Source organism: Paenibacillus sp. J22P51 (genome assembly GCF_059692215.1).
On the sequence record NZ_JCAUAZ010000001.1, the window covers coordinates 637,047 to 655,943 of the forward strand.

Sequence of the window (18,897 nt, forward strand, 5' to 3'; positions counted from 1 at the left end):
CTGATCTGAAATGGGGTAAATGAACGTGAACAAATCACTTCTCAAAAAATCATTATCACTCGTGACGCTCTCTGTCTTATTAGGGGGCCTAGTCGCTCAAAGTATGCCTGCGGTGAATGCCGCTTCACGAGTGAAGACCTTCGTTGACAACGATAGACTGCAATCTATTAAGCGTCTATTACAGGAATCTTCAAGTATGGTCGGAATAAGTGCGAATACGGATCAAGCGTACATCGCAAATGACATTGATACATCTTCCACTAAAGAGATCAATGTTATTGTTCAACTGCGCAGTCAGCCAGCAGCCGTTAGCAGGTATGCAGCTAGACTTGGCAACCGCAAACTTGCTGCGGAAGCAAACGAGTTCGCCGTGCAAGCTGAACAGGAATCCTTTCTAAGAAGTGCGCATTCAGAAAAAATCCCTTTCACAATTAACTACCAGTTCAATACCGTTCTTAATGGTATGGAAATTACCGTTAGAGCTGATCAAATTCCACAGCTTGCTAGACTCGCGAATGTGAAATCGATTCATAAAAATTCCATTTACTATCCGATTGAAGAGTCCGAAACTTATCAAGTCGCAGCAGGCCTGTCTTCTTTTGATCAGGTGCCTCTTGCGCAAATCGGTGTCCTTGAGGCCTGGAAAAAAGGTTTTACTGGAAAGGGCCTGAAAGTAGGCGTACTCGATACAGGAATCGATTATTTACATCCGGATATCAAAGGTAATTATGTCGCAGGCGGCTATGATTCGATTAATAAAGACGATGATCCGTACGAGGATGCACCGAATCAAGATGGCTCTGGAGGATCTCACCACGGAACTCATGTATCCGGCACCATTGTCGGCACAGGCTCTAATCCCTTAGCTGTCAATGTTCAGAAGGGTGTTGCCTATGAATCGAAGCTATATTCCTATAAGGTTCTCGGTCCAGAGGGCGGAACCTCCGCACAAGTTATCGACGGTATTGAGCATGCCGTCGAAGATGGCATGGATGTGATCAACCTTTCACTAGGAAGCGGTTCAGAGAAGGATCCTAACTCGCCTGACGCCATCGCGGTTAATAACGCTGTATTGGCAGGAGTCGTTGCAGTTGTAGCGAATGGTAACGACGGCAGTGGTGAGCATTACTATTATTCCATGGGATCGCCAGCATCCTCGCAATTGGCTATTTCTGTAGCTGCGGCTACGAGCACAAGTCATCCTATTTCAGCAACGGTTAACAGTTCCGTATCATCATCCGTAACATCTGTAACCTATGCAACCTATGCAGAGAAACTAAATCTTATTAGCTGGGAGACAGACACGGATGTTAGCACCGTTTTTGGAAACGGCCCTTTTAAAGGCGTCTACGTCGGTCTGGGCGTTGAAAACGATTATGAAGGCCTTGAACCTGCATACTTAGCTGATAAAATTGTCTTTATCTCCCGAGGAATCGTTCCCTTTGATGAAAAAGTTAAGATTGCTGCCAAACATGGTGCAAAGGCTGCGATCTTGTTCAACGGAAATAGTATTCATCCTGATATTTATGAGGCGGACCTGTCAGAGCACATTGAATTCCGTGATGGTCCTATTGGCCCTCCTGCATTCCTTGGTGACGGCTACGATTTAATACCGACATTTGATATGCCCGGCAAGATGGGACGCGCCCTAGCCAGAGAACTGCTGACGAACCCCGATCGAACCTTGCAGTTCAACGTTAGCAACGACTTCGAGGTAACAACCGTTGCAGGCGACCGTATTGCAGAATTCAGTTCCAGAGGTCCCAATTCAGATGGCAACTATAGTATTAAGCCGGATTTGAGCGCTCCTGGTGTCATGATCTATTCATCCGTACCTGCCTATGGCAAATACTACGGCGATGGAGTCAGCTACGATAAAGCATATGCAAGGCTGAGCGGAACAAGTATGGCTTCCCCGCATGTTGCAGGACTTGCTTTGCTGCTCAAGCAAGCTCATCCTGAGTGGTCTCCAACTGACATTCGCGCAGCATTAGCTAATACATCGACAACGCTTAGCGATAAGGACGGTACACTCTATGATGTCTATTCGCAAGGAGCAGGTCGGGTAAACGTTATGAACGCGATTGATACACCTGCCATTGTAGAGTCATTAGACGAAATTACAATTTACGACGAGCAGATGAATCCTACTATTATTCCTAGTGAAGCAAGCAGTGTGAGCTTCGGTATGATAGATCCAAGCTCTAATGTGACAGAGAAGAAGCCTCTTCGCGTCAAGAACTTGTCGGATAAGCCTGTCACTTATACAACAAGAGTAACCATGCATGATAAGGTAACTTCCGATCCAAGTGATACAATCCCTATCCCTACTCCTGATAGCAGTGCTATTGAAGTTGGTCTTGAAGGTGTTGCCTCCAACCAAATCACATTGAATGCAAGAGATAATTATGATTTTAACCTAACAGCCAAACCGAAAACTACAGAAGCGAAGCATGGCGTATACGAGGGTGAAGTTGTGTTGGAAAGCACAGGACGTCCGACCCTGCATCTGCCATTCGTTATTCACATAGGCAAAGAGTCCACCAATAATGACTTCCCTATTCAAAACGTGGTATTAAGCAGTCCAACTGTGACGAAAGATTCACCAATCGATATTACAGCTTCACTCCCAACTGGGGAAATGAATCATTTATATGCTTTTATCACAGATATGAATGGTGAGACTGTAGGAATAATCTCTGAAATTTATGACCTTGATGAAGACAAGGAGCTACTTAACACACTACCAGAGCATGTTATTATCCCTGAATTTGATGGCAGCTATAACATTGGCATCTATTCGAATGATGGCAATAAAGCAAATGCTCAACTGCCTGAAGGCAGATACAAGCTGGCGTTACTTGGTACTAAATATAACGAAAAATTTGAAGTGATTAAACAAGGAATAGCCTTAAAAACGTTCTACGTAAAAGGTGAATCTGTTGGAACCGAGCCTAGCCCAATACCTAACCCGCCTTATGATTCGCCTGCTTCAGGACCTGGGCCTGTTTTGCCAAATGAAGCTGCGTACAACAAAGAAGTAGCTGCAGCTCTCACAGAAGGGCAAGCAAGCATCGCGATTAAGACAGAAACGAGCGTGCAAGGAACGCAATTATCCATTTCTATTACAGACAGTAGCCTTCAAAAAGCGCTCACTGAAGCGAAACAAACGCCAACTGTTTTTGTCATCGGCGCAGCTTCCAAAGATTCAACTGATGCACAGTTGAAATTAACAGCTGCACAGGTGAAGTTGTTAAAAGAAGCTCCAGCGGGCAGTTCGATCGCCTTCTCTTGGAACGATGCATCCATTGCATCGCCTCTCTCTGCACTTGAGCAAGTACCTGATGGTGAAGACTATGTAATAACGATCAAGAAGGATGAAGGCAGTAAATCCGAATTCACAAAGCAGGTTGAAGATGCTTCTATCCTTGGAACACCTTATGCCTTCGAAGCAAGCAGTTTGAGCAATGGTGTTGCAACATCGCTTAAGCTGAAAGCTGATCAGGTGTTTACAAGATCCTTCCTTGTGGAAAAAGGCATTGATACAAGCTCAGCTGGTGCCTTGTTCTTCAACGGCGTTAAGGTCTACCCTATACCAGCCAAAATTACACCTGCAAGCAACGGTGCTTCCATTGTAACCATTAGTCGACCAGGCTTCTCAACTTATGCAGCTGCAAAACGACATATGACGTTCGGCGATATCGACAAGTCTTGGGCGAAAGATCAAATCCAATCGCTTGCAGACAAATTCATTCTGAACGGCACTTCGGAGCATACGTACTCGCCAGAAAGCAACGTCACTCGGGCTCAGTTTGCTTCAATGCTTGTAAGAGCACTAGGACTGCAAAAACAAGCATCGTTAATCCCATTCAGCGATGTGAGCAGCAGCGACTGGTTTGCGGACGCAGTGACGGCAGCTTATGATGCTGGACTTGTGACAGGCTCGGCTGGCCAATTCATGCCGAACGCCACCATTACTCGTCAGGATTTGACTGTTATGCTTGCTAGAGCGTTTAAATTAGTCAACCTGCAGAAACCGAGTAAGCCAGTCCTTCGCTCCTATGCTGACGCTGCACAGTTCAGCGATTATGCACAAGAAAGCATTCAAATCGTAACAGCTGCTGGGCTTATGGAAGGTGTAGAGTCTGAAGGAAGCTTCTACTTCGAACCAGCTCATGCAACAACTCGTGAAGCTGCAGCTAAAGTACTGTATCGCCTTCTTCAAGCCGCTAAGCGTATAAACTAATGATGCTCCTCATGAGTAGGACACTTTTAGAAGCCTGGCGAAAGCACCTGATCAGCAGATAAATGAATAGACAAAGCCGGACCTGGGATTCCAGGTCCGAGCCATTTTAAATAGGTTTTCATTGCTGCGGTAATAAACCCATTCCATATATGGAGAGCAAATTAGCAAACTTAGGAAAAAAAAAGACCACACCTTAAGTGTGATCCTCGCCCATACATTGGATTGGCTTCCTTTTTACGCAATACTGATGTGAAAAAGCTCCTCCAATTCGATCTCTAGCACGTCGCTTAGTCGCTTAGCGGTTGAGGGCCCCACAGATTTAATCGACCGCTCAAGCAAGCTTATGTACGCATGGCTTAAGCCTGTGTGCCGCGCTAGCTCTCGTTGCGAGTAACCTTTCGTCACTCTCGCTTTGATGAAAGTATCCGTTTTGGCCATAATTCGTATATGCATCTTTGTCGTTCAGACCCCCATCCTCACTTCGTCCTATTAGAAGTATACCTCGCACACATTCACTAATGCAACCACTAAAGTTTACTTTAGTAATCAAACTAGTGGACACCGAATGCCAAAAATACCCTATGAACATGGTGATTGTAATTACTTTAGTAAACTGTTAGTATTAAATCGTTTACTAATGTTTACTAAGATGGGGAGGGTGAGCAGATATGTACTTCTACGATAAATTAAGAGATATGCGTAAAATGAAAGGCTTCACAATTCGCGAGCTAGCTGATCGCTCCGGTGTATCCGCGGCCTATATTTCACAGTTGGAGAATGGAAACCGCGGAATTCCTTCACCCGACGTCTTGATGAAATTGTCTGAAGGACTTAATACGTCATATTCGGAGCTGATGGATATTGCCGGTTATCTCGAATCCACACACACGAACCAACAATTCCAAAGCGATCCTGTTAACTTACGGCGGTTTCTTCGTGAAAATGAGTTAATGTTTGATGGCTTCGTGTTGACCGCCGAGGACAAGGAATGGGTCGAGCGCATGCTAACCGTCTTATTCTGGAAGGATCGACAGTCTACCAAAAACTCCGAAAGTTAATCCTCCGCATTTAAAAGTATTCACGCACTTTTAAAGTGTTATTTGTTGACCTGGCGCCATCACTAAGCCTTTGATGTCTTCCTCAGCCAAGCTTGCTACAAACTTGTTTGGATCTTGTTCGATCACCGGGAAGGTATTATAGTGCATGGGCACAACGGTTTTGGCCTTCAAATATTCCGCGGCAATCACGGCATCATCCGGTCCCATCGTGTAATTATCACCTATCGGCAGGAAGGCTAGATCAATTTCGTTCAATTTGCCGATCAGCTTCATATCTTTAAATAGCCCCGTGTCCCCTGCGTGATAAATGGTTTTCCCCTCTACCATAAGCAAGAATCCGCTCGCCATGCCTGTATAAATATTTTCTTTCGTTCCTGGCGGATTATAAGAAGAATCATGCAGAGCTAGCGTCAATTTCACTCTGCCAAAAGGAAACTCAAATGCGCCGCCGATTCCCATCCCATGTGTCTTAGCCCCTTGGGAGCCTAAATATCTGGCTAAATCATTAGGAGCAATCACTGTCGCGTTATTACGCTCCGCAATGGATAATGTGTCTCCAACATGATCACCATGGCCGTGTGTAACGAGGATGTAATCCGTCTTGATGTCTTCCGCTTTGACCGTTGCTTGCGGATTACCCGTTAAGAAAGGGTCAATAATCAAGGTGTGTTCCTTCAATCGAATTTCGACGCAGCTTTGTCCATGGAAAATAATGTTCACTTATTTCAGCTCCTTTGCGTTTATATGTTTATTTTATCATAGGTGCCTCTGCGATTTAAAATTCTTCCAGACTATATAAAATCCCCTTCCGGAAAGTTCCGAAAGAGGACATTTGTGAAGCCTAATTAGCCAGAAGACTATTCATTTTTTTCTCTAGTATGGCAAGCCCCTCATCCGGATCCAACCCTCCCATGACAATACTTTGAAGTTCTTCTGAGAGCGTTGTAAAGATTGTCGCATACTTATCTGTTTGGGGTGCAAATTTGACGTGATGCTGTGCCTCGATGAAGAGCTTACGGTAGGGCAGCTGGAGGTATTCTTGACTCTGAAGAACAGCTCGGTTGGCAGGTACATGTCCGGCTTGGCCCCATAAGAGTGACCCTACTTTCGAGAAATAGGACATAAATATCATGGCTGCGCGTTGTTTTTCCATGGATACGTATGTCGGAATGACAAGTGTATGCGAGCTCCCCCACTGCATGGAACTGCCAAAAAGAACGGGAAGAGGCATGATACCAACGGGAAGAGAGGGTTCATTTAGATGGTAGCCCGCTTCCCAGACACCCCCCATCCAAAGTGCGGCTTTGCCATTGTGGAACGTATCCCATGGCGTTTTATCGTTAACATCCGCGAGCTTGCTTGCATAGAGTTGTTGATAAAACTTCAAAACACGGAGTGCCTTATCATTATGGATGTTCGATTTCAGCATGCTGCCATCCAATAATTCCCCACCCGCTTGATCATACATATTCAGGAATGGTTCTTGGAAATAAGGCGTATTCACAGCAAATGGCTGAACATTCGGTACTTTCGCTTGAATCTGTTGCAGCATTAGGATAAATGCCTCCGGCGTTGACATGCTCAACTTTGGCGTGTCATCGTCATTTAACAAACCCGCTTTTTTCAGAATCGCTTTATTGTAGTACAGCATGTGAAAATGCGTGTCCAACGGCATCGCATACGGCTTATTCAGGAAGCTCACACTTTGTACGTTGCTCTCCTCCAAGTCTTTGAAGTCAAATCCAATCTCTCTGGCCAAGCCGTCCAGCGGTACAATTTGCTTTGCCTTAACGAAAGGTGACATTCGGTCTACATGAGCGACGGCCACATCCGGACCTTTTCCTGAGGAAAGAGCCGTACTCAGTTTCACATAATATTCGTTGGATTCTAATCGAAGCTGCTTCACATATACGGCCTTCTGCGAGTTATTGAAGTTTTGCACGATACGTTCCACGAACTCTCCTTCTCCACCGCCGAAGGGATTCCAGAACGAAATTTCCACGCGTGTCTCCACGCTCTCTACTGTTTTCTTATTTTCCGCTACATGCTTGTCACCCGTAGACAGGATCGTACATCCCGTTAGCACGAGTATGAGCACAGATCCAATTCCAACGCATTGTTTCATTCTTTTTTTATCTAGCATTCTAATACCCCCTTCATCCAAAAGCATATCAACTACTAGCTCCTCGGTAAGCGCTTGCATGCCAGCACGAGAATACTTAGGTTGATTTGTCCTCCCTTACTCGATTTCGATATTCCGATGGGGACGAGCCCGTAATTTTTTTAAATACTTTGGAGAAATATTTGGGATCTGGAATACCAACCAAATGGCCAATATCCGCAGTCTTAAGGTCGCTTGTCAGAAGTACCTTGGCTTTCTCGATGCGAATCCTCGTCAGATACTCCAGGAAGCTCTCGCCCATTTCCTTTTTGAACAGGTTGGCAAAATAGTTTTTACTTAAGTGCACCAGATTGCTAATGGACTGAAGTGAAATCTCTTGTTGATAATATTGCCCGATATATTGCGCAGCTTTAATTATGCCATTGCGATCACTGTTATACACACCAATCATATGCTGGGCAAGTTCTTCAAACGCGTTCAAGAACCAGACCTTGCTCATCTGGATCGTCTCTAACTTGGACAATTGCTCATAGTACTTCTTCTTTAGTTGCAGAATGCTTTGCTGATCACTTGCAACCTCCGACCATAGGGTCGTGAGAAGAATGAGCAGCTCCAAAGAAATAATTTCCACGAGATCATAGTCCTTGCGTGCCGTAAGCTGTTCGAAAATATCTTCCAAGTATGCTTGCAGCTCTTTGGTTTGAAAGGCATACACCATCGTATGGATATGATTTGTGCTAACTTTAATATTATCTGCCAGCTGACTGGTTACAGGCACATAATCAACACCATACAGAATGGCTCGCTCACTGCCTATGAACATTTTATATTTCGCTGCAGCTATCGCTTGCTCGTAGGCTTGGTGGAGATCAGCCCAACTGGACGTGCTCATACTAATGCCTATCGTACACGACATCGTATATTGGTCCTTCAGATAGTGAAGTATGGACTGTGCCAATGACTTCAACTCAGCAACGCCCATAGTTGCCATCTTCCTTGTAAAAAGAAAAACGTTCATTTCCCCTTGCCGATCTGGGAAAGCTTCATAGACATCCTCCGAGGAAGTCGTCAATACTTCAGCAATCGCTTTGCGAATTAACGCTTGGCCCTCCTCCACACTCTGAGCCCACATATTCTTCGCGATATGAAGGACATAGAAGGGTAATTTAACCTCAGATAGCCTCAAGCTTATTACGATTTGCTGTCTGTGGGCAGGGTCCATCTCTTCTAGAAGCTCCAGCATCCGTTTTTCTCTCACGATTGGGTTGGCGTCACTTAGCGAAAGCTTCTGCTCGCTGCTTGGTGACTCCGCTTTGATCGAATCTCTCACACGAAGCAGCGTCCCCTCAAGGTCACGCGGCATCATATCCGATTTGATCATATATTCGGAAACCCCATTACGAATGGCTTCCTTCGCATATTGGAAATCCTCCAAGTTGCTAAGAATGACAATTTTCATAAGGGGATGACATTTACGTACTTCCGAAATTAGCGTGATGCCATCCATAACAGGCATTTTGATATCTGTGATCAGAATATCAGGCGGGTTTTCGCGGATCAGGTCCAACGCTTCTTGCCCATTGGCTGCCTCACCGCTCACGGTTAAGCCTAACTTTTCCCAATCAATCATGGACCGAATTCCGAACCTCACGATATACTCATCTTCCACAATCACAACTCGAAACATGATCTTCACCTACTTCATTTCTGGAAGTCTGATCGTAATGTGTGTACCTGCTCCAGGTTCACTTTGAATGTCCAAACCATAGGGCTTCCCACAAATGAGTTTAATTCGTTCATCTACATTTGCTAAGCCAATCCCGCTTACTTTATCAACGGAGGGCGCTTCATACCTATTTAGGCTCTGAACAAGGCTTGCATCCATGCCTCGGCCATTATCCACGACCTCGAAACGTATTCCGCCATCCGGATGAACGCCGCACCGAATATGAATTTCGCCTGTTTCCCTATCTGTAAATGCATGAAGTATGGCATTCTCCACGATAGGCTGTAGGATCAGCTTCGGCGTGCGGTACAAACGGACCTCCTCATCCAGATGAACAAACGTATCGATATTAAAGTTGAATCTGAATTTTTGAATACCCAGATAACACTGAACATGCTCGATTTCTTCTTCGATGGTGACCGTTTCTTCACCTTTCCCCAAGCTGATGCGCAATAACCGGGAAAGCAGACTGACCATTTCGGCAGCGTGATTAGCTTTCTGCAAAAGTGCCGTCCATTTAATAATATCCAGGGTATTATAGAGGAAATGCGGGTTAATTTGCGCTTGTAACGCCTTCAATTCCGCCACGCGTTTATGATTCTGTTCCTCATATACGGTCTCCAAAAGTCCGTCTATCCGAGTAACCATGTAATTAAAGTTTTCGCCCAAAATATCGAATTCATCATTACGCCGTTTCGCTTTGAAGCGGACGGTCAGGTCACCCGACATCACTTGCCGCATCAATCGAATCATCTTCAGAATCGGCTTAGAAATCGAGTTCGCCAGCAGCATAGCCGTCAGGATGGAGAATAGGATGCAAATGAAAGCGATCACGATAATAATTTGCAATAACCGATTAGAATCTTTGTACAGCGAAGCCTCTGAAATCACATTGACGACGATCCAGTCGTTGGTATGCAGCTTTTTATAATTCACGATCAGTCGTTCACCTTGATATTTCAATGGAAACACCGATTCATCCGCAGCCAAACGAAACATCTCTGTGAAGCCGTCTTCGCCTAGCACTTCTTTTACACTTTTCCCCAGAAATTGACTATCCGGATACGAAATGATCTGACCCTTGCCATCAATCACAAAACTTTCAATATCCATATTACTCTTGGTCGTTCGAGCACCAATCTCTTTCAGCACATCCTCGCGAATATCCAGTACAGCAATGATCCCAACAGGACTATCATCGGACATCTTATAGATTTGTTTGGCCAGTGAAAAGACGTGAACATTTTGCGTGTTCAGACTATCGACATACGTTCCCAAGCGCGTGGAAAACCAGCGAAAATTGCTCCCATCGTCCAAGGTCTGCAGGAATGGGGATACTTTAGGGGCAGAGCGATCGTTCCATCTGTATATTCCCTTGATAAAATGGTGCGGTGAAAGGAATGAAATCGACTGTAAGTCCTGATTAATCGCAATAATGGTGGATAGCTTCGTTGTTAGGGATAGACTATCCAGATCATATTGAGAGGGATCCGTACGATCCAAAGTCCGCAGCATCGTGACAATTTCGTTGTTATTTACAACCTGCATCATCAAATCTTTGTAGATCCCAAGTCTAGTGTCGATATTCTCCGCTGTCTGTTTCAAGAGCTGTTCCGAGTATTCCGTTACTTTATTGTTTATTGTTGATTTCGATATCGAATACGAAATAAACCCCAAGGCAAGCAGGGGCGTTAGAGAAAAGAGGAATAGCAACAGCATCCACTTATAGCGAATGCTGCTCGTCCATGTATACATCCATGAAGGAATTCGTTTGTGTCGCTGTTTCGTCACAACATCTGATGTCTGGGTCAAAAGTTGGAACAACCCTTTCTGGGAAGAGAATCTGACTCGTAGAAATCCAAGATTATTAACCTTTAATACCGGACATCGCCACGCCTTGCACAATTTGACGCTGCAGCACAGCGAACACCAGAATCGTTGGTATTGCCGCAATTGCACTTGCTGCCATGATCATATTCAAGGACATGATATTATTCGACAAGAACGTCGGTAGTCCTGCTGATAAGATCATGTTCTCTTGCGACGTAATCGTCAGGTACGGCCATAAGAAATTGTTCCACGATAAGATGAAGTAGAAAATACCGACAGAAAACATCGCAGATCGAGTTAGGGGAAGACAGATTCGGTACCAGAGTCCAAAGTTTTTACAACCGTCAATCTGCGCAGCCTCGATATAATCTTTCGGGACGCCATCCATGAACTGCTTCAGAAGCAGGATCCCAATTGGATTCGTAAGTCCAGGTAGAATGATCGCCCACATGTTATCAATCAGCTTCAAATGAAGTGTCGTTTCATAGAGTGGAATCAAAATCGCTTCCGTTGGGATTAACAAACCTGAAACGATTAGAACGTAGAACACGCCTCTAGATTTGAAGGGCAGCTTCGAGAAGGAGAAGGCCGCTAAGGAGCTGAAGATGAGTGAAATGACCGTTGTCAGTACACCGATTACTGCGCTGTTCCACGTCCATCTGAGAATCTGAGAATCTTGGATAACCTTTGTATAATTATTCAAATTCAAATTCGAGAAATTGAACCAGTCTTGAATGGAGATGACGTTTACGCCATCCGGTTTGAGGGATACAACCAGCATCCAAATCAGTGGAAAAATAAATAGGAGCGCCAGCACCACGGCGATGATGTTGATTGTGAGTTGTTTCATGTTCAACCTCCGTCAATCTTTTCTGTCTGTTAATTTAAACTGAATCACTGCGATGAGCAGCATGAGGATGCAGAATACGATGGATTGGGCCGAAGCTAGTCCGAACATATCCTTTTTGAACCCGGTGACGTAGATGTAGCGAATCATTGTGTTCGTGGCGTCCCCTGGACCTCCGCCCGTCATAATCTGCACTTGCCCAAACAGCTTTAAGCACGAAATGATTTGATAAAATATTTGTATTTGCATGACTCTCGACAGTCCGGGAAGCGTAATATGAATGAATTGCTTCCAAGCGCCAGCGCCATCTATTTTCGCAGCTTCATAATGATCCGTGGGAATTTCTTGTAAGCCAGCTAGGAACAATACCATTACAAAACCTACTGTCCACCAATCGGTTGCAAGGGTAATCGCCCACCAAGCAAAATGTTTATCTGTCAGCCAATGAATGTCACTAGGTAAACCAATAAGTTTCAAGAACGCGTTAATCGGGCCATATTTCGAGTCGAAAAGGCGAAGCCAGATGAAACTGATAACCGAGACGGATAGCACGTAAGGCAGGAAAAAAATAGAACGGATAAGCGTTCGGAAGCGGAGATTTTGATTAATCAGCAGCGCTAAACCTAGACCAAGCACGATAATGGTCGGTGTACAGAGGATAACAAAGTAAATCGAGTGCCATACATAGAGATAAAAATTGCTATCCGTAAAAATCTTTTTATAATTCGTAAAGCCAACATATCGCTGCATCCCCTGAATGTTCCATACGTGCAAACTCATCCAAGCGCCTCGCCCCACTGGCCACAGATAGAAGATGGCAAAAGGGATCAGAAACGGCAGCACATACAGCAATGCCTTCATTTCCAAGGCTATTCGTAACGGTTTACGATCGCGGAGGACCCAAGTCCGATCACGCTCACTCACTTTAGTCTCCATTGTCTCTTCTCCTTGTTACTTTCTATATAAGTTCGGGTGGAGCCCCAATAGCTTTCTAAGAAGCTCCACCCGATTCAATCGGACAATTAGTTACTTAAAATATCATTGATCTGCTTATCCATCGTTTTCAAGCCTTCTTCTGGCGTTTGTTTCCCGAAAAGAATGTTTTGCAGCGACTCCGACACCGTTGTAATGATCGTTGTGTATTTATCTGTTTTCGGTGCAAATTTCACTGTTTTTTGTGCTTCAATAAAGAAATTGCGATATGGAAGCTTCTTGTACTCGTCACTTGTCGTTACAGCACTGTTCGTTGGTACGTGTCCTGCCTGACCCCACGTTTTGCCTCCAACCTCAGAGAAGTACTTCATAAATTTCGCTGAAGCTTCTTGCTTCTCTGTCGTTACATAGGAAGGAACTACAAGCAAATGTGAGCTTCCCCAATGCGTTTGGCTGCCGAAGATGGCAGGCAATGGCATCGCACCTACATTTAGGTTCTTGTCGTTTAGTAAGAGTCCCGCTTCCCATACCCCACCGAACCATAGTGCAGCTTTACCGCTGTGGAATGAATCCCAAGGCGTTTTATCGTTCAAATCACTGTATTTGTTCTTGTATAGATCCATGTAAAACTTAAGGACATTCAATGCTTTCTCATTGTTGATCGCGGATTTCGTCATATCACCATTCAAGATGTCGCCGCCTGCTTCATAGTACAAATTCAGGAATGGCTCTTGGAAATAAGGTGTATTAACAGCTAACGCCTGCACACCAGGTACTTTCGCTTGAATTTGCGCTAATGTTTTCTTAAATCCATCTGGCGTAAGATCCCCCAACTTCGGCGTTCCATCGTCGTTCAACAGCTCAGCTTTCTTTAGTAGATCCTTGTTGTAGTAGAACATATGGAAATGGGTATCTAACGGTACTGCGTACGGCTTTCCGTCATAGGACACGCTTTTGATATTGGAATCTGAGACTTGTTTCAGATCAAAACCAACCTTGCTGGCAAGCCCATCCAGAGGTAAAATTTGCTTGGCTTTGACGAAAGGAGAAATCCGATCCACGTGAGCGACGGCAACATCAGGCCCTTTCGAAGAAGACAGCGCCGTGCTTAGCTTCGCATAGTACTCGTTGGATTCTAGGCGCAGCTGTTTCACGATGACTTCCTTTTGGGAATCGTTATAGCCTTTAACGATTTGATCTACGAAATCCCCCTCGCCACCGCCGAACATATTCCAAAAGGTAATCTCTACGGGACTCGCTGATTTGGTGGTCTCTCCCGCTTTCGTTGTCGCTGAAGCTGTTGTCGCAGCAGCTGTTTTGGTATCACTTTCTTTTGTGCTCGAACAGCCTGTCGCTACCATAGCAAGCGCAATACTTGCGGTAAGTAAGCTCGTAAATTTCTTTTTCATAGTGATAAACAACCCTCTCTCATTCGGTTTATGTTTTCTTCGAAAGCCCTTTCACTCGGATGTAAGGGCTTTCCTTAGTTCTAACTTTACAGGGAATCGTCTCTAGGCTAAACCGATAAAACCCTCAACTTTAGGGAACAAACGTAAGAATTCATCGACTTGCGTTATGGATAAAATGTGATGATGTTACGATTGGAGGGGGAAATCTTACGTAGGATGCTCAGATGACCGAGTCGTGGGGGGCGATTCCATTTAACTGGAAAATGTACAGTTAATTCGAGTGGAAATATCGATTACCTAAGAATAAATGGAAAATATACAGTTAATTCCCACGTTTTCACTCAATGACTCGTAATTCGAAGATAACAACTGGAGGAATTCCAGTTATTTGTCAAATAAGCCCCGAAGTGATCAAATTAGATACAGGAAATCCATCTATTTCGTCGGAGCTGCTGCAATTAACTACTCCTAAAGAAAAAAAGAGCCCAAAGGCTCTTTTTCAACTTCTTTAATTTACGAACTAGTTAGTTAACCGAAATATTGTCAAAGCCCAAAATGTAAGGGCTTACTTTTTGAAGTATACCGATTGTACGCCTGCATCAACACCCACAATCTGACGAACTGAGGTGACTAATGTTACGATTTATGGCGATTTCAGACATGGAAGGACATCTGGTGGCGTACAAAGTTACGATTGGCGGCTATCAGCATGCCAGACACGCATCCACGAGTATAAATCGAACTAGATATGGAACGACGTTCCCCTATTTCCCGGAAATTTGCCCCTTCTTCCAACTTGCGGAACGTCAGTCCGCTATTGAGCTACAAGGTTGCCATTTTGATGCAAATTGCACGAGATAGCGGAACCACGTTCCGCAACTTTTGGTTTCTGCGCAAAAAATGCCAAATAGCGCCCTGACGTTCCACATCTCACAGAGACGAGGAACCTCGGGGCGCTATTCGCCACTACTTATCGCATTGCCAGCAGCTATACCTCCTGCAAGCTCGCATCCAAACGCACAAACGTCCGCTTCAGATCATCCTTCGGAATCTTCGCGTAAGCATCGCCTATGCTCACCTCAAACGAACAAATCCCATCACTCGACTCTCGCAGATAATGGATCAACCCTACCCCCGTCTCCTCGTACAACGCGACAAGGAGCGGCTCTAGCTTCTCTTTCGGCATCGCAATATGAACGTGGAACATATTCGTCACGGGTACCTGCGGCAACGTACTTACAAGATGGCAGCTATTGTACAGCGCAGCGAGCTCCAACGCTTCCTCATAGTATTGCCCCATCTTGGATTCGCGCTGCTTGAAATAGTAGCTGGCGCTTAGATAATACGGATAGAGGCTGATCAAATCGCCGCCATGCCGCCTTTTCCACACTTTCGATTTCACGGTAAATGCCTCATCACCAGCCAGAATAGCACCTGCTAGCCCGCCGATCCCTTTGTAGAAGGAGATATATACACTGTCGAAGAGCGCACATAACTCTGCTGCAGACTTCTGATAATACGGAAGCACCTCGTACAATCTCGCTCCATCCAGATGAAGCTTGATCCCCTTAGCACGACAATGCGCCGATATCGCAACAAGCTCTTCATACGGAGGCAACTGTCCGCCAATTTCACGCTGTGGCAGCTCGATCAACAAACAGGCTATTTCTTCTTTCAGCTCAAGAATCTCATCCAAGCGAATCAATCGATCCGTCTCGCCTAGTAATATCGATTCAATCTGATGCAGTTCCTTCAGGCCATCCTCTTCATGGATTTCCAAATGGCTTAACGGATGATAGGCCACCTTACGGATCCCTTTTTCATCACACCAAATACGGAGGGCGATTTGCTGAGCCATGGTCCCGCTCGGGAAAAATACAGCCTTCTCCTTCCCTAGATACGCAGCCATTTCCGCCTGAAAGCTCTCTATGCCTTCGCCTGTTCCATAATTATCACTCTCAAGATGACCATCAAGCTCATCCAAGGCATCTTTTAAAATTTGAATCTGTCTGCGACCGTGCCCACCCACTGGATAGGAGGTTTGGCGAAAGGCTGCGGCTAATGGTGATAATGTGCTCATATGAATTGTGCTCCTTTGTTTTTGCCAGATACATAGAGATCTTTGCTGTCTTTTGGCTTATAATGTGGTTATGTACTCACAAGAAATCCCTTTGAAAAGGAGCATTCCCATGAATGAAATCCTTATTGGTTCTAAGGATCAGTTTACTGCAAACCCGTCCGAAGTGAAAGTAAATGGCAAGCGATTCTTCCTAACGGAAGCGGATGGTATCTACACGTTGCTCTCCAGTCGTTGCCCCCACGCCGGCTATGAAGTTGAACTAGAAAATGGCGAGCTTGAATGTCCGCTGCATGGCTGGACCTTTGAGGTACACACGGGTCGGTGCCATAATGTCCCAAATGCGCGACTTCAACCCTATGAAGTCATCGAAAGAGAATCGCAGCTTTTCGTACGGATGGACCTCATCTAAAAGTATATTTTACCAATGGACAAGCTATACTATGGGCTGTTGTCAATCTCTTTTGAACAGCTTAGGAGGCTGCATGTCCACAAAAGCAATCCCAACGAAGAACGGCACAATGACTTGGTGGCAGTTATCGCTGCTCGGCGTCGCCTGTACGTTAGGAACTGGCTATTTTCTCGGAGTCGGTATCGGCCTAACGATGGGTGGCGCTTCGATGCTCTTTTTGTTCATTTTAGCAGCAATAGGCACTTATATCGTACTCGACGCATTGCTTCAAATGATTGGTGAGAATCCACAGCAAGGCTCATTCCGCTCCTATGCCAAATTGGCTTATGGACACTGGGCCGGTTTCAGCTGCGGCTGGATTTATTGGGGCTCCCAATTGATGATCATGGGGAGTCAATTAGCCGCTCTCTCCCTGTTTACGCGATTCTGGTTTCCCACGATTCCCATGTGGCTATTCGCTATGATCTATGCCGGTCTCGGTGTTGGTGTTATCTTGCTCGGGGCTAGAGCGTTCGAGCGATCGGAGCATATTTTCGCACTCATCAAAGTATCTGCGCTCTTGATCTTCCTCCTCCTTGCAGGTGCCGCGGTAATAGGCTGGATCTCGGGTGGCCTTCATCCGCTTTCATTTCCGATCTCGGGCGAAACCTTTTTGCCATCAGGGCTCAAGGGCTCTTGGTCATCCCTCATCTATGCCTTCTACGCCTTCGGCGGCACAGAAATGATGGGTCTTTTCGCTATGCGCCTAAAGAAATCGAGCGAAGCTCACAAAGCTGGCTCCATGATGCTCCTCCTATTAGCTATCCTATACATCGTCTCCCTCTTCCTAGTCCTAACCCTACTTCCTTTACATGCCCTTCATGACCAAAAAAGCCCCTTCCAGGTTAGCTTGGAAAGCTACCCGCTTCCCTATGTTCCGCATGTGTTTAACGCCATCCTCATTATTGCCGCTTTCTCCACGATGGTTGCTTCCTTATTCGCTGTTACTGCAATTCTGGTCGCACTAGCGAAGGATCATGATGCCCCGCTGATCTTTACCCGGACAACAAGCGGAAAGAGACAGATTCCTTACCCTGCGCTTGCTTTAACTACCGGAGGAATGGCTGCGGCTGTTGTCCTTTCCCTGCTTTTACCCCAGGAGCTTTATACCTATATGTCCACTGCAGCAGGTCTCACTTTGCTCTTCATCTGGTTACTGATCTTGCTATCTTCAGGTCGCTTATTAGCCCACTCGCCTTCTCGTATGTACAAACGTTGGGCTGGTATTATACTCATCCTCTGTGCCATTACAGGGGCATCTTTACACCCAACTACGCGTCCAGGCTTTTTTGTTAGCCTGCTTTTTATCCTGCTCATTGCGCTCATTACCTACATCATGCACTTCACCTGGCCTACTAACCGCAAAAAAAAGTATTGACATTAACGCTGCGTAAAGCTTTACAGTTAAGTTGTCAGGAGGTGAGCAGATGGAATACACGGTACAGCACTTGGGGAAGTTGGCAGGAATCAGCACCCGTACACTTCGCTATTATGATGAGATTGAGCTTCTTATGCCGGCAAGAATCAACTCATCCGGATATCGCATTTATGGGCAAGCGGAGGTAGATCGACTTCAGCAAATATTATTTTACCGGGAGCTTGGTATTCCGCTAGAACAGATCAAAGAAATCATAACTTCGCCTACGTTCGACGGAACCCGTGCGCTGAGAGACCATCGTGAGCAGCTTCTTGACAAGCGGCGGCAATTGGATGTACTCATTGCCAATGTAGAGCAGACCATTGCTTCTAAAGAAGGGAGACTTACCATGTCCAATAAACAGAAATTTGAAGGCTTCAAACAAAAGCTGATAGATGATAACGAGAAGAAATACGGGAAAGAAATTCGCGAGAAATATGGCGATGAGCAAGTGAATAAAAGCAATCAAAAGGTAAAAAACATGACGCAAGATCAGCACGAGGAAGTTACACGTTTGGCTGAAGAAGTAACCGCTACGTTAGCGGAGGCTTTCGAGCAAGGTGATCCAGCCAGTGAATTGGCTCAAAAAGCAGCAGATTTACACAGACAATGGCTTTGCTACTATTGGAATGAATATAGCAAAGAGGCTCATGCTGGGCTAGCCCAAATGTATGTGGATGATGAGCGGTTCAAAGCTTATTATGACGAGAAGCAACCAGGTACGGCTGAGTTTTTGAGAGATGCGATTCACATTTATACAGGGGGACACTAGCACGTTTTC

General features: G+C 45.3%; 15 protein-coding genes. 6 read left to right on the top strand and 9 right to left on the bottom strand.

The genetic code is table 11. The features are described from left to right. The first annotated feature begins 25 nt into the window (after nucleotides 1-25). Nucleotides 26-4,246, top strand: coding sequence for a S8 family serine peptidase (locus AC58QC_RS02305; RefSeq protein ID WP_497413592.1), 4,221 nt, complete (start codon nucleotides 26-28; stop codon nucleotides 4,244-4,246). 234 nt (nucleotides 4,247-4,480) lie between these two features. On the opposite strand, the gene AC58QC_RS02310 is transcribed toward AC58QC_RS02305, so the two are convergent. Then, nucleotides 4,481-4,699, bottom strand: a complete 219-nt coding sequence (locus AC58QC_RS02310) for a helix-turn-helix domain-containing protein (protein WP_497413593.1) — start codon at nucleotides 4,697-4,699, stop codon at nucleotides 4,481-4,483. A 215-nt stretch (nucleotides 4,700-4,914) separates the two neighbouring features. Here AC58QC_RS02310 and AC58QC_RS02315 point away from each other — a divergent pair, with 215 nt between their 5' ends. Continuing rightward, a complete protein-coding gene (locus tag AC58QC_RS02315; RefSeq protein WP_497413594.1) occupies nucleotides 4,915-5,304 on the top strand; it encodes a helix-turn-helix domain-containing protein in 390 nt (129 codons plus the stop codon). A gap of 30 nt (nucleotides 5,305-5,334) precedes the next feature. On the opposite strand, the gene AC58QC_RS02320 is transcribed toward AC58QC_RS02315, so the two are convergent. From AC58QC_RS02320 to AC58QC_RS02350, 7 genes are all read right to left on the bottom strand, one after another. Beyond that, nucleotides 5,335-6,024, bottom strand: coding sequence for a metal-dependent hydrolase (locus tag AC58QC_RS02320; RefSeq protein ID WP_497413595.1), 690 nt, complete (start codon nucleotides 6,022-6,024; stop codon nucleotides 5,335-5,337). 121 nt (nucleotides 6,025-6,145) lie between these two features. Then, nucleotides 6,146-7,447, bottom strand: a complete 1,302-nt coding sequence (locus tag AC58QC_RS02325; protein WP_497413596.1) for an ABC transporter substrate-binding protein — start codon at nucleotides 7,445-7,447, stop codon at nucleotides 6,146-6,148. Between the two features lie 76 nt (nucleotides 7,448-7,523). Further along, complete coding sequence (locus AC58QC_RS02330) at nucleotides 7,524-9,113, bottom strand: response regulator (protein ID WP_497413597.1); 1,590 nt, start codon at nucleotides 9,111-9,113, stop codon at nucleotides 7,524-7,526. Between the two features lie 9 nt (nucleotides 9,114-9,122). After that, complete coding sequence (locus AC58QC_RS02335; RefSeq protein WP_497413598.1) at nucleotides 9,123-10,964, bottom strand: cache domain-containing sensor histidine kinase; 1,842 nt, start codon at nucleotides 10,962-10,964, stop codon at nucleotides 9,123-9,125. Between the two features lie 55 nt (nucleotides 10,965-11,019). Next, entirely contained in the window at nucleotides 11,020-11,832 is an 813-nt protein-coding gene (locus AC58QC_RS02340) for a carbohydrate ABC transporter permease (RefSeq protein ID WP_497413599.1), read from the bottom strand. Between the two features lie 12 nt (nucleotides 11,833-11,844). Further along, nucleotides 11,845-12,765: a carbohydrate ABC transporter permease gene (locus tag AC58QC_RS02345; protein ID WP_497413600.1), complete on the bottom strand. Its 921-nt coding sequence runs from the start codon at nucleotides 12,763-12,765 to the stop codon at nucleotides 11,845-11,847. A gap of 86 nt (nucleotides 12,766-12,851) precedes the next feature. Further along, a complete protein-coding gene (locus tag AC58QC_RS02350) occupies nucleotides 12,852-14,171 on the bottom strand; it encodes an ABC transporter substrate-binding protein (protein WP_497413601.1) in 1,320 nt (439 codons plus the stop codon). Between the two features lie 633 nt (nucleotides 14,172-14,804). On the opposite strand from AC58QC_RS02350, the gene AC58QC_RS02355 reads away from it, so the two are divergent. After that, complete coding sequence (locus tag AC58QC_RS02355) at nucleotides 14,805-15,032, top strand: hypothetical protein (RefSeq protein ID WP_497413602.1); 228 nt, start codon at nucleotides 14,805-14,807, stop codon at nucleotides 15,030-15,032. 127 nt (nucleotides 15,033-15,159) lie between these two features. Here AC58QC_RS02355 and AC58QC_RS02360 read toward each other — a convergent pair whose 3' ends face one another. Next, on the bottom strand, nucleotides 15,160-16,251 hold the full coding sequence (locus tag AC58QC_RS02360; protein ID WP_497413603.1) for a threonine aldolase family protein: 1,092 nt from the start codon (nucleotides 16,249-16,251) through the stop codon (nucleotides 15,160-15,162). Nucleotides 16,252-16,360: 109 nt separating this feature from the next. Between AC58QC_RS02360 and AC58QC_RS02365 the strand changes: the two genes are divergently transcribed. The 3 genes from AC58QC_RS02365 to AC58QC_RS02375 all read left to right on the top strand — a co-directional run bounded on the left by AC58QC_RS02365 (nucleotide 16,361) and on the right by AC58QC_RS02375 (nucleotide 18,888). Further along, a complete protein-coding gene (locus AC58QC_RS02365; RefSeq protein WP_497413604.1) occupies nucleotides 16,361-16,660 on the top strand; it encodes a Rieske (2Fe-2S) protein in 300 nt (99 codons plus the stop codon). A 73-nt stretch (nucleotides 16,661-16,733) separates the two neighbouring features. After that, nucleotides 16,734-18,077 (top strand): amino acid permease, encoded by a 1,344-nt coding sequence (locus tag AC58QC_RS02370; protein WP_497413605.1) that lies wholly within the window; start codon nucleotides 16,734-16,736, stop codon nucleotides 18,075-18,077. 49 nt (nucleotides 18,078-18,126) lie between these two features. Further along, nucleotides 18,127-18,888 (top strand): MerR family transcriptional regulator, encoded by a 762-nt coding sequence (locus AC58QC_RS02375; RefSeq protein WP_497413606.1) that lies wholly within the window; start codon nucleotides 18,127-18,129, stop codon nucleotides 18,886-18,888. The last annotated feature ends 9 nt before the right edge of the window (nucleotides 18,889-18,897 follow it).

What these genes read in the sequence shown, in the direction of transcription:
- AC58QC_RS02315 (WP_497413594.1), top strand. Translation starts at nt 4,915, where the DNA reads ATGTACTTCTACGATAAATTAAGAGATATGCGTAAAATGAAAGGCTTC.
- AC58QC_RS02345 (WP_497413600.1), bottom strand. Translation starts at nt 12,765, where the DNA reads ATGGAGACTAAAGTGAGTGAGCGTGATCGGACTTGGGTCCTCCGCGAT.
- AC58QC_RS02340 (WP_497413599.1), bottom strand. Translation starts at nt 11,832, where the DNA reads ATGAAACAACTCACAATCAACATCATCGCCGTGGTGCTGGCGCTCCTA.
- AC58QC_RS02330 (WP_497413597.1), bottom strand. Translation starts at nt 9,113, where the DNA reads ATGTTTCGAGTTGTGATTGTGGAAGATGAGTATATCGTGAGGTTCGGA.
- AC58QC_RS02375 (WP_497413606.1), top strand. Translation starts at nt 18,127, where the DNA reads ATGGAATACACGGTACAGCACTTGGGGAAGTTGGCAGGAATCAGCACC.
- AC58QC_RS02360 (WP_497413603.1), bottom strand. Translation starts at nt 16,251, where the DNA reads ATGAGCACATTATCACCATTAGCCGCAGCCTTTCGCCAAACCTCCTAT.
- AC58QC_RS02325 (WP_497413596.1), bottom strand. Translation starts at nt 7,447, where the DNA reads ATGCTAGATAAAAAAAGAATGAAACAATGCGTTGGAATTGGATCTGTG.
- AC58QC_RS02370 (WP_497413605.1), top strand. Translation starts at nt 16,734, where the DNA reads ATGTCCACAAAAGCAATCCCAACGAAGAACGGCACAATGACTTGGTGG.
- AC58QC_RS02365 (WP_497413604.1), top strand. Translation starts at nt 16,361, where the DNA reads ATGAATGAAATCCTTATTGGTTCTAAGGATCAGTTTACTGCAAACCCG.
- AC58QC_RS02355 (WP_497413602.1), top strand. Translation starts at nt 14,805, where the DNA reads ATGTTACGATTTATGGCGATTTCAGACATGGAAGGACATCTGGTGGCG.
- AC58QC_RS02350 (WP_497413601.1), bottom strand. Translation starts at nt 14,171, where the DNA reads ATGAAAAAGAAATTTACGAGCTTACTTACCGCAAGTATTGCGCTTGCT.
- AC58QC_RS02310 (WP_497413593.1), bottom strand. Translation starts at nt 4,699, where the DNA reads ATGCATATACGAATTATGGCCAAAACGGATACTTTCATCAAAGCGAGA.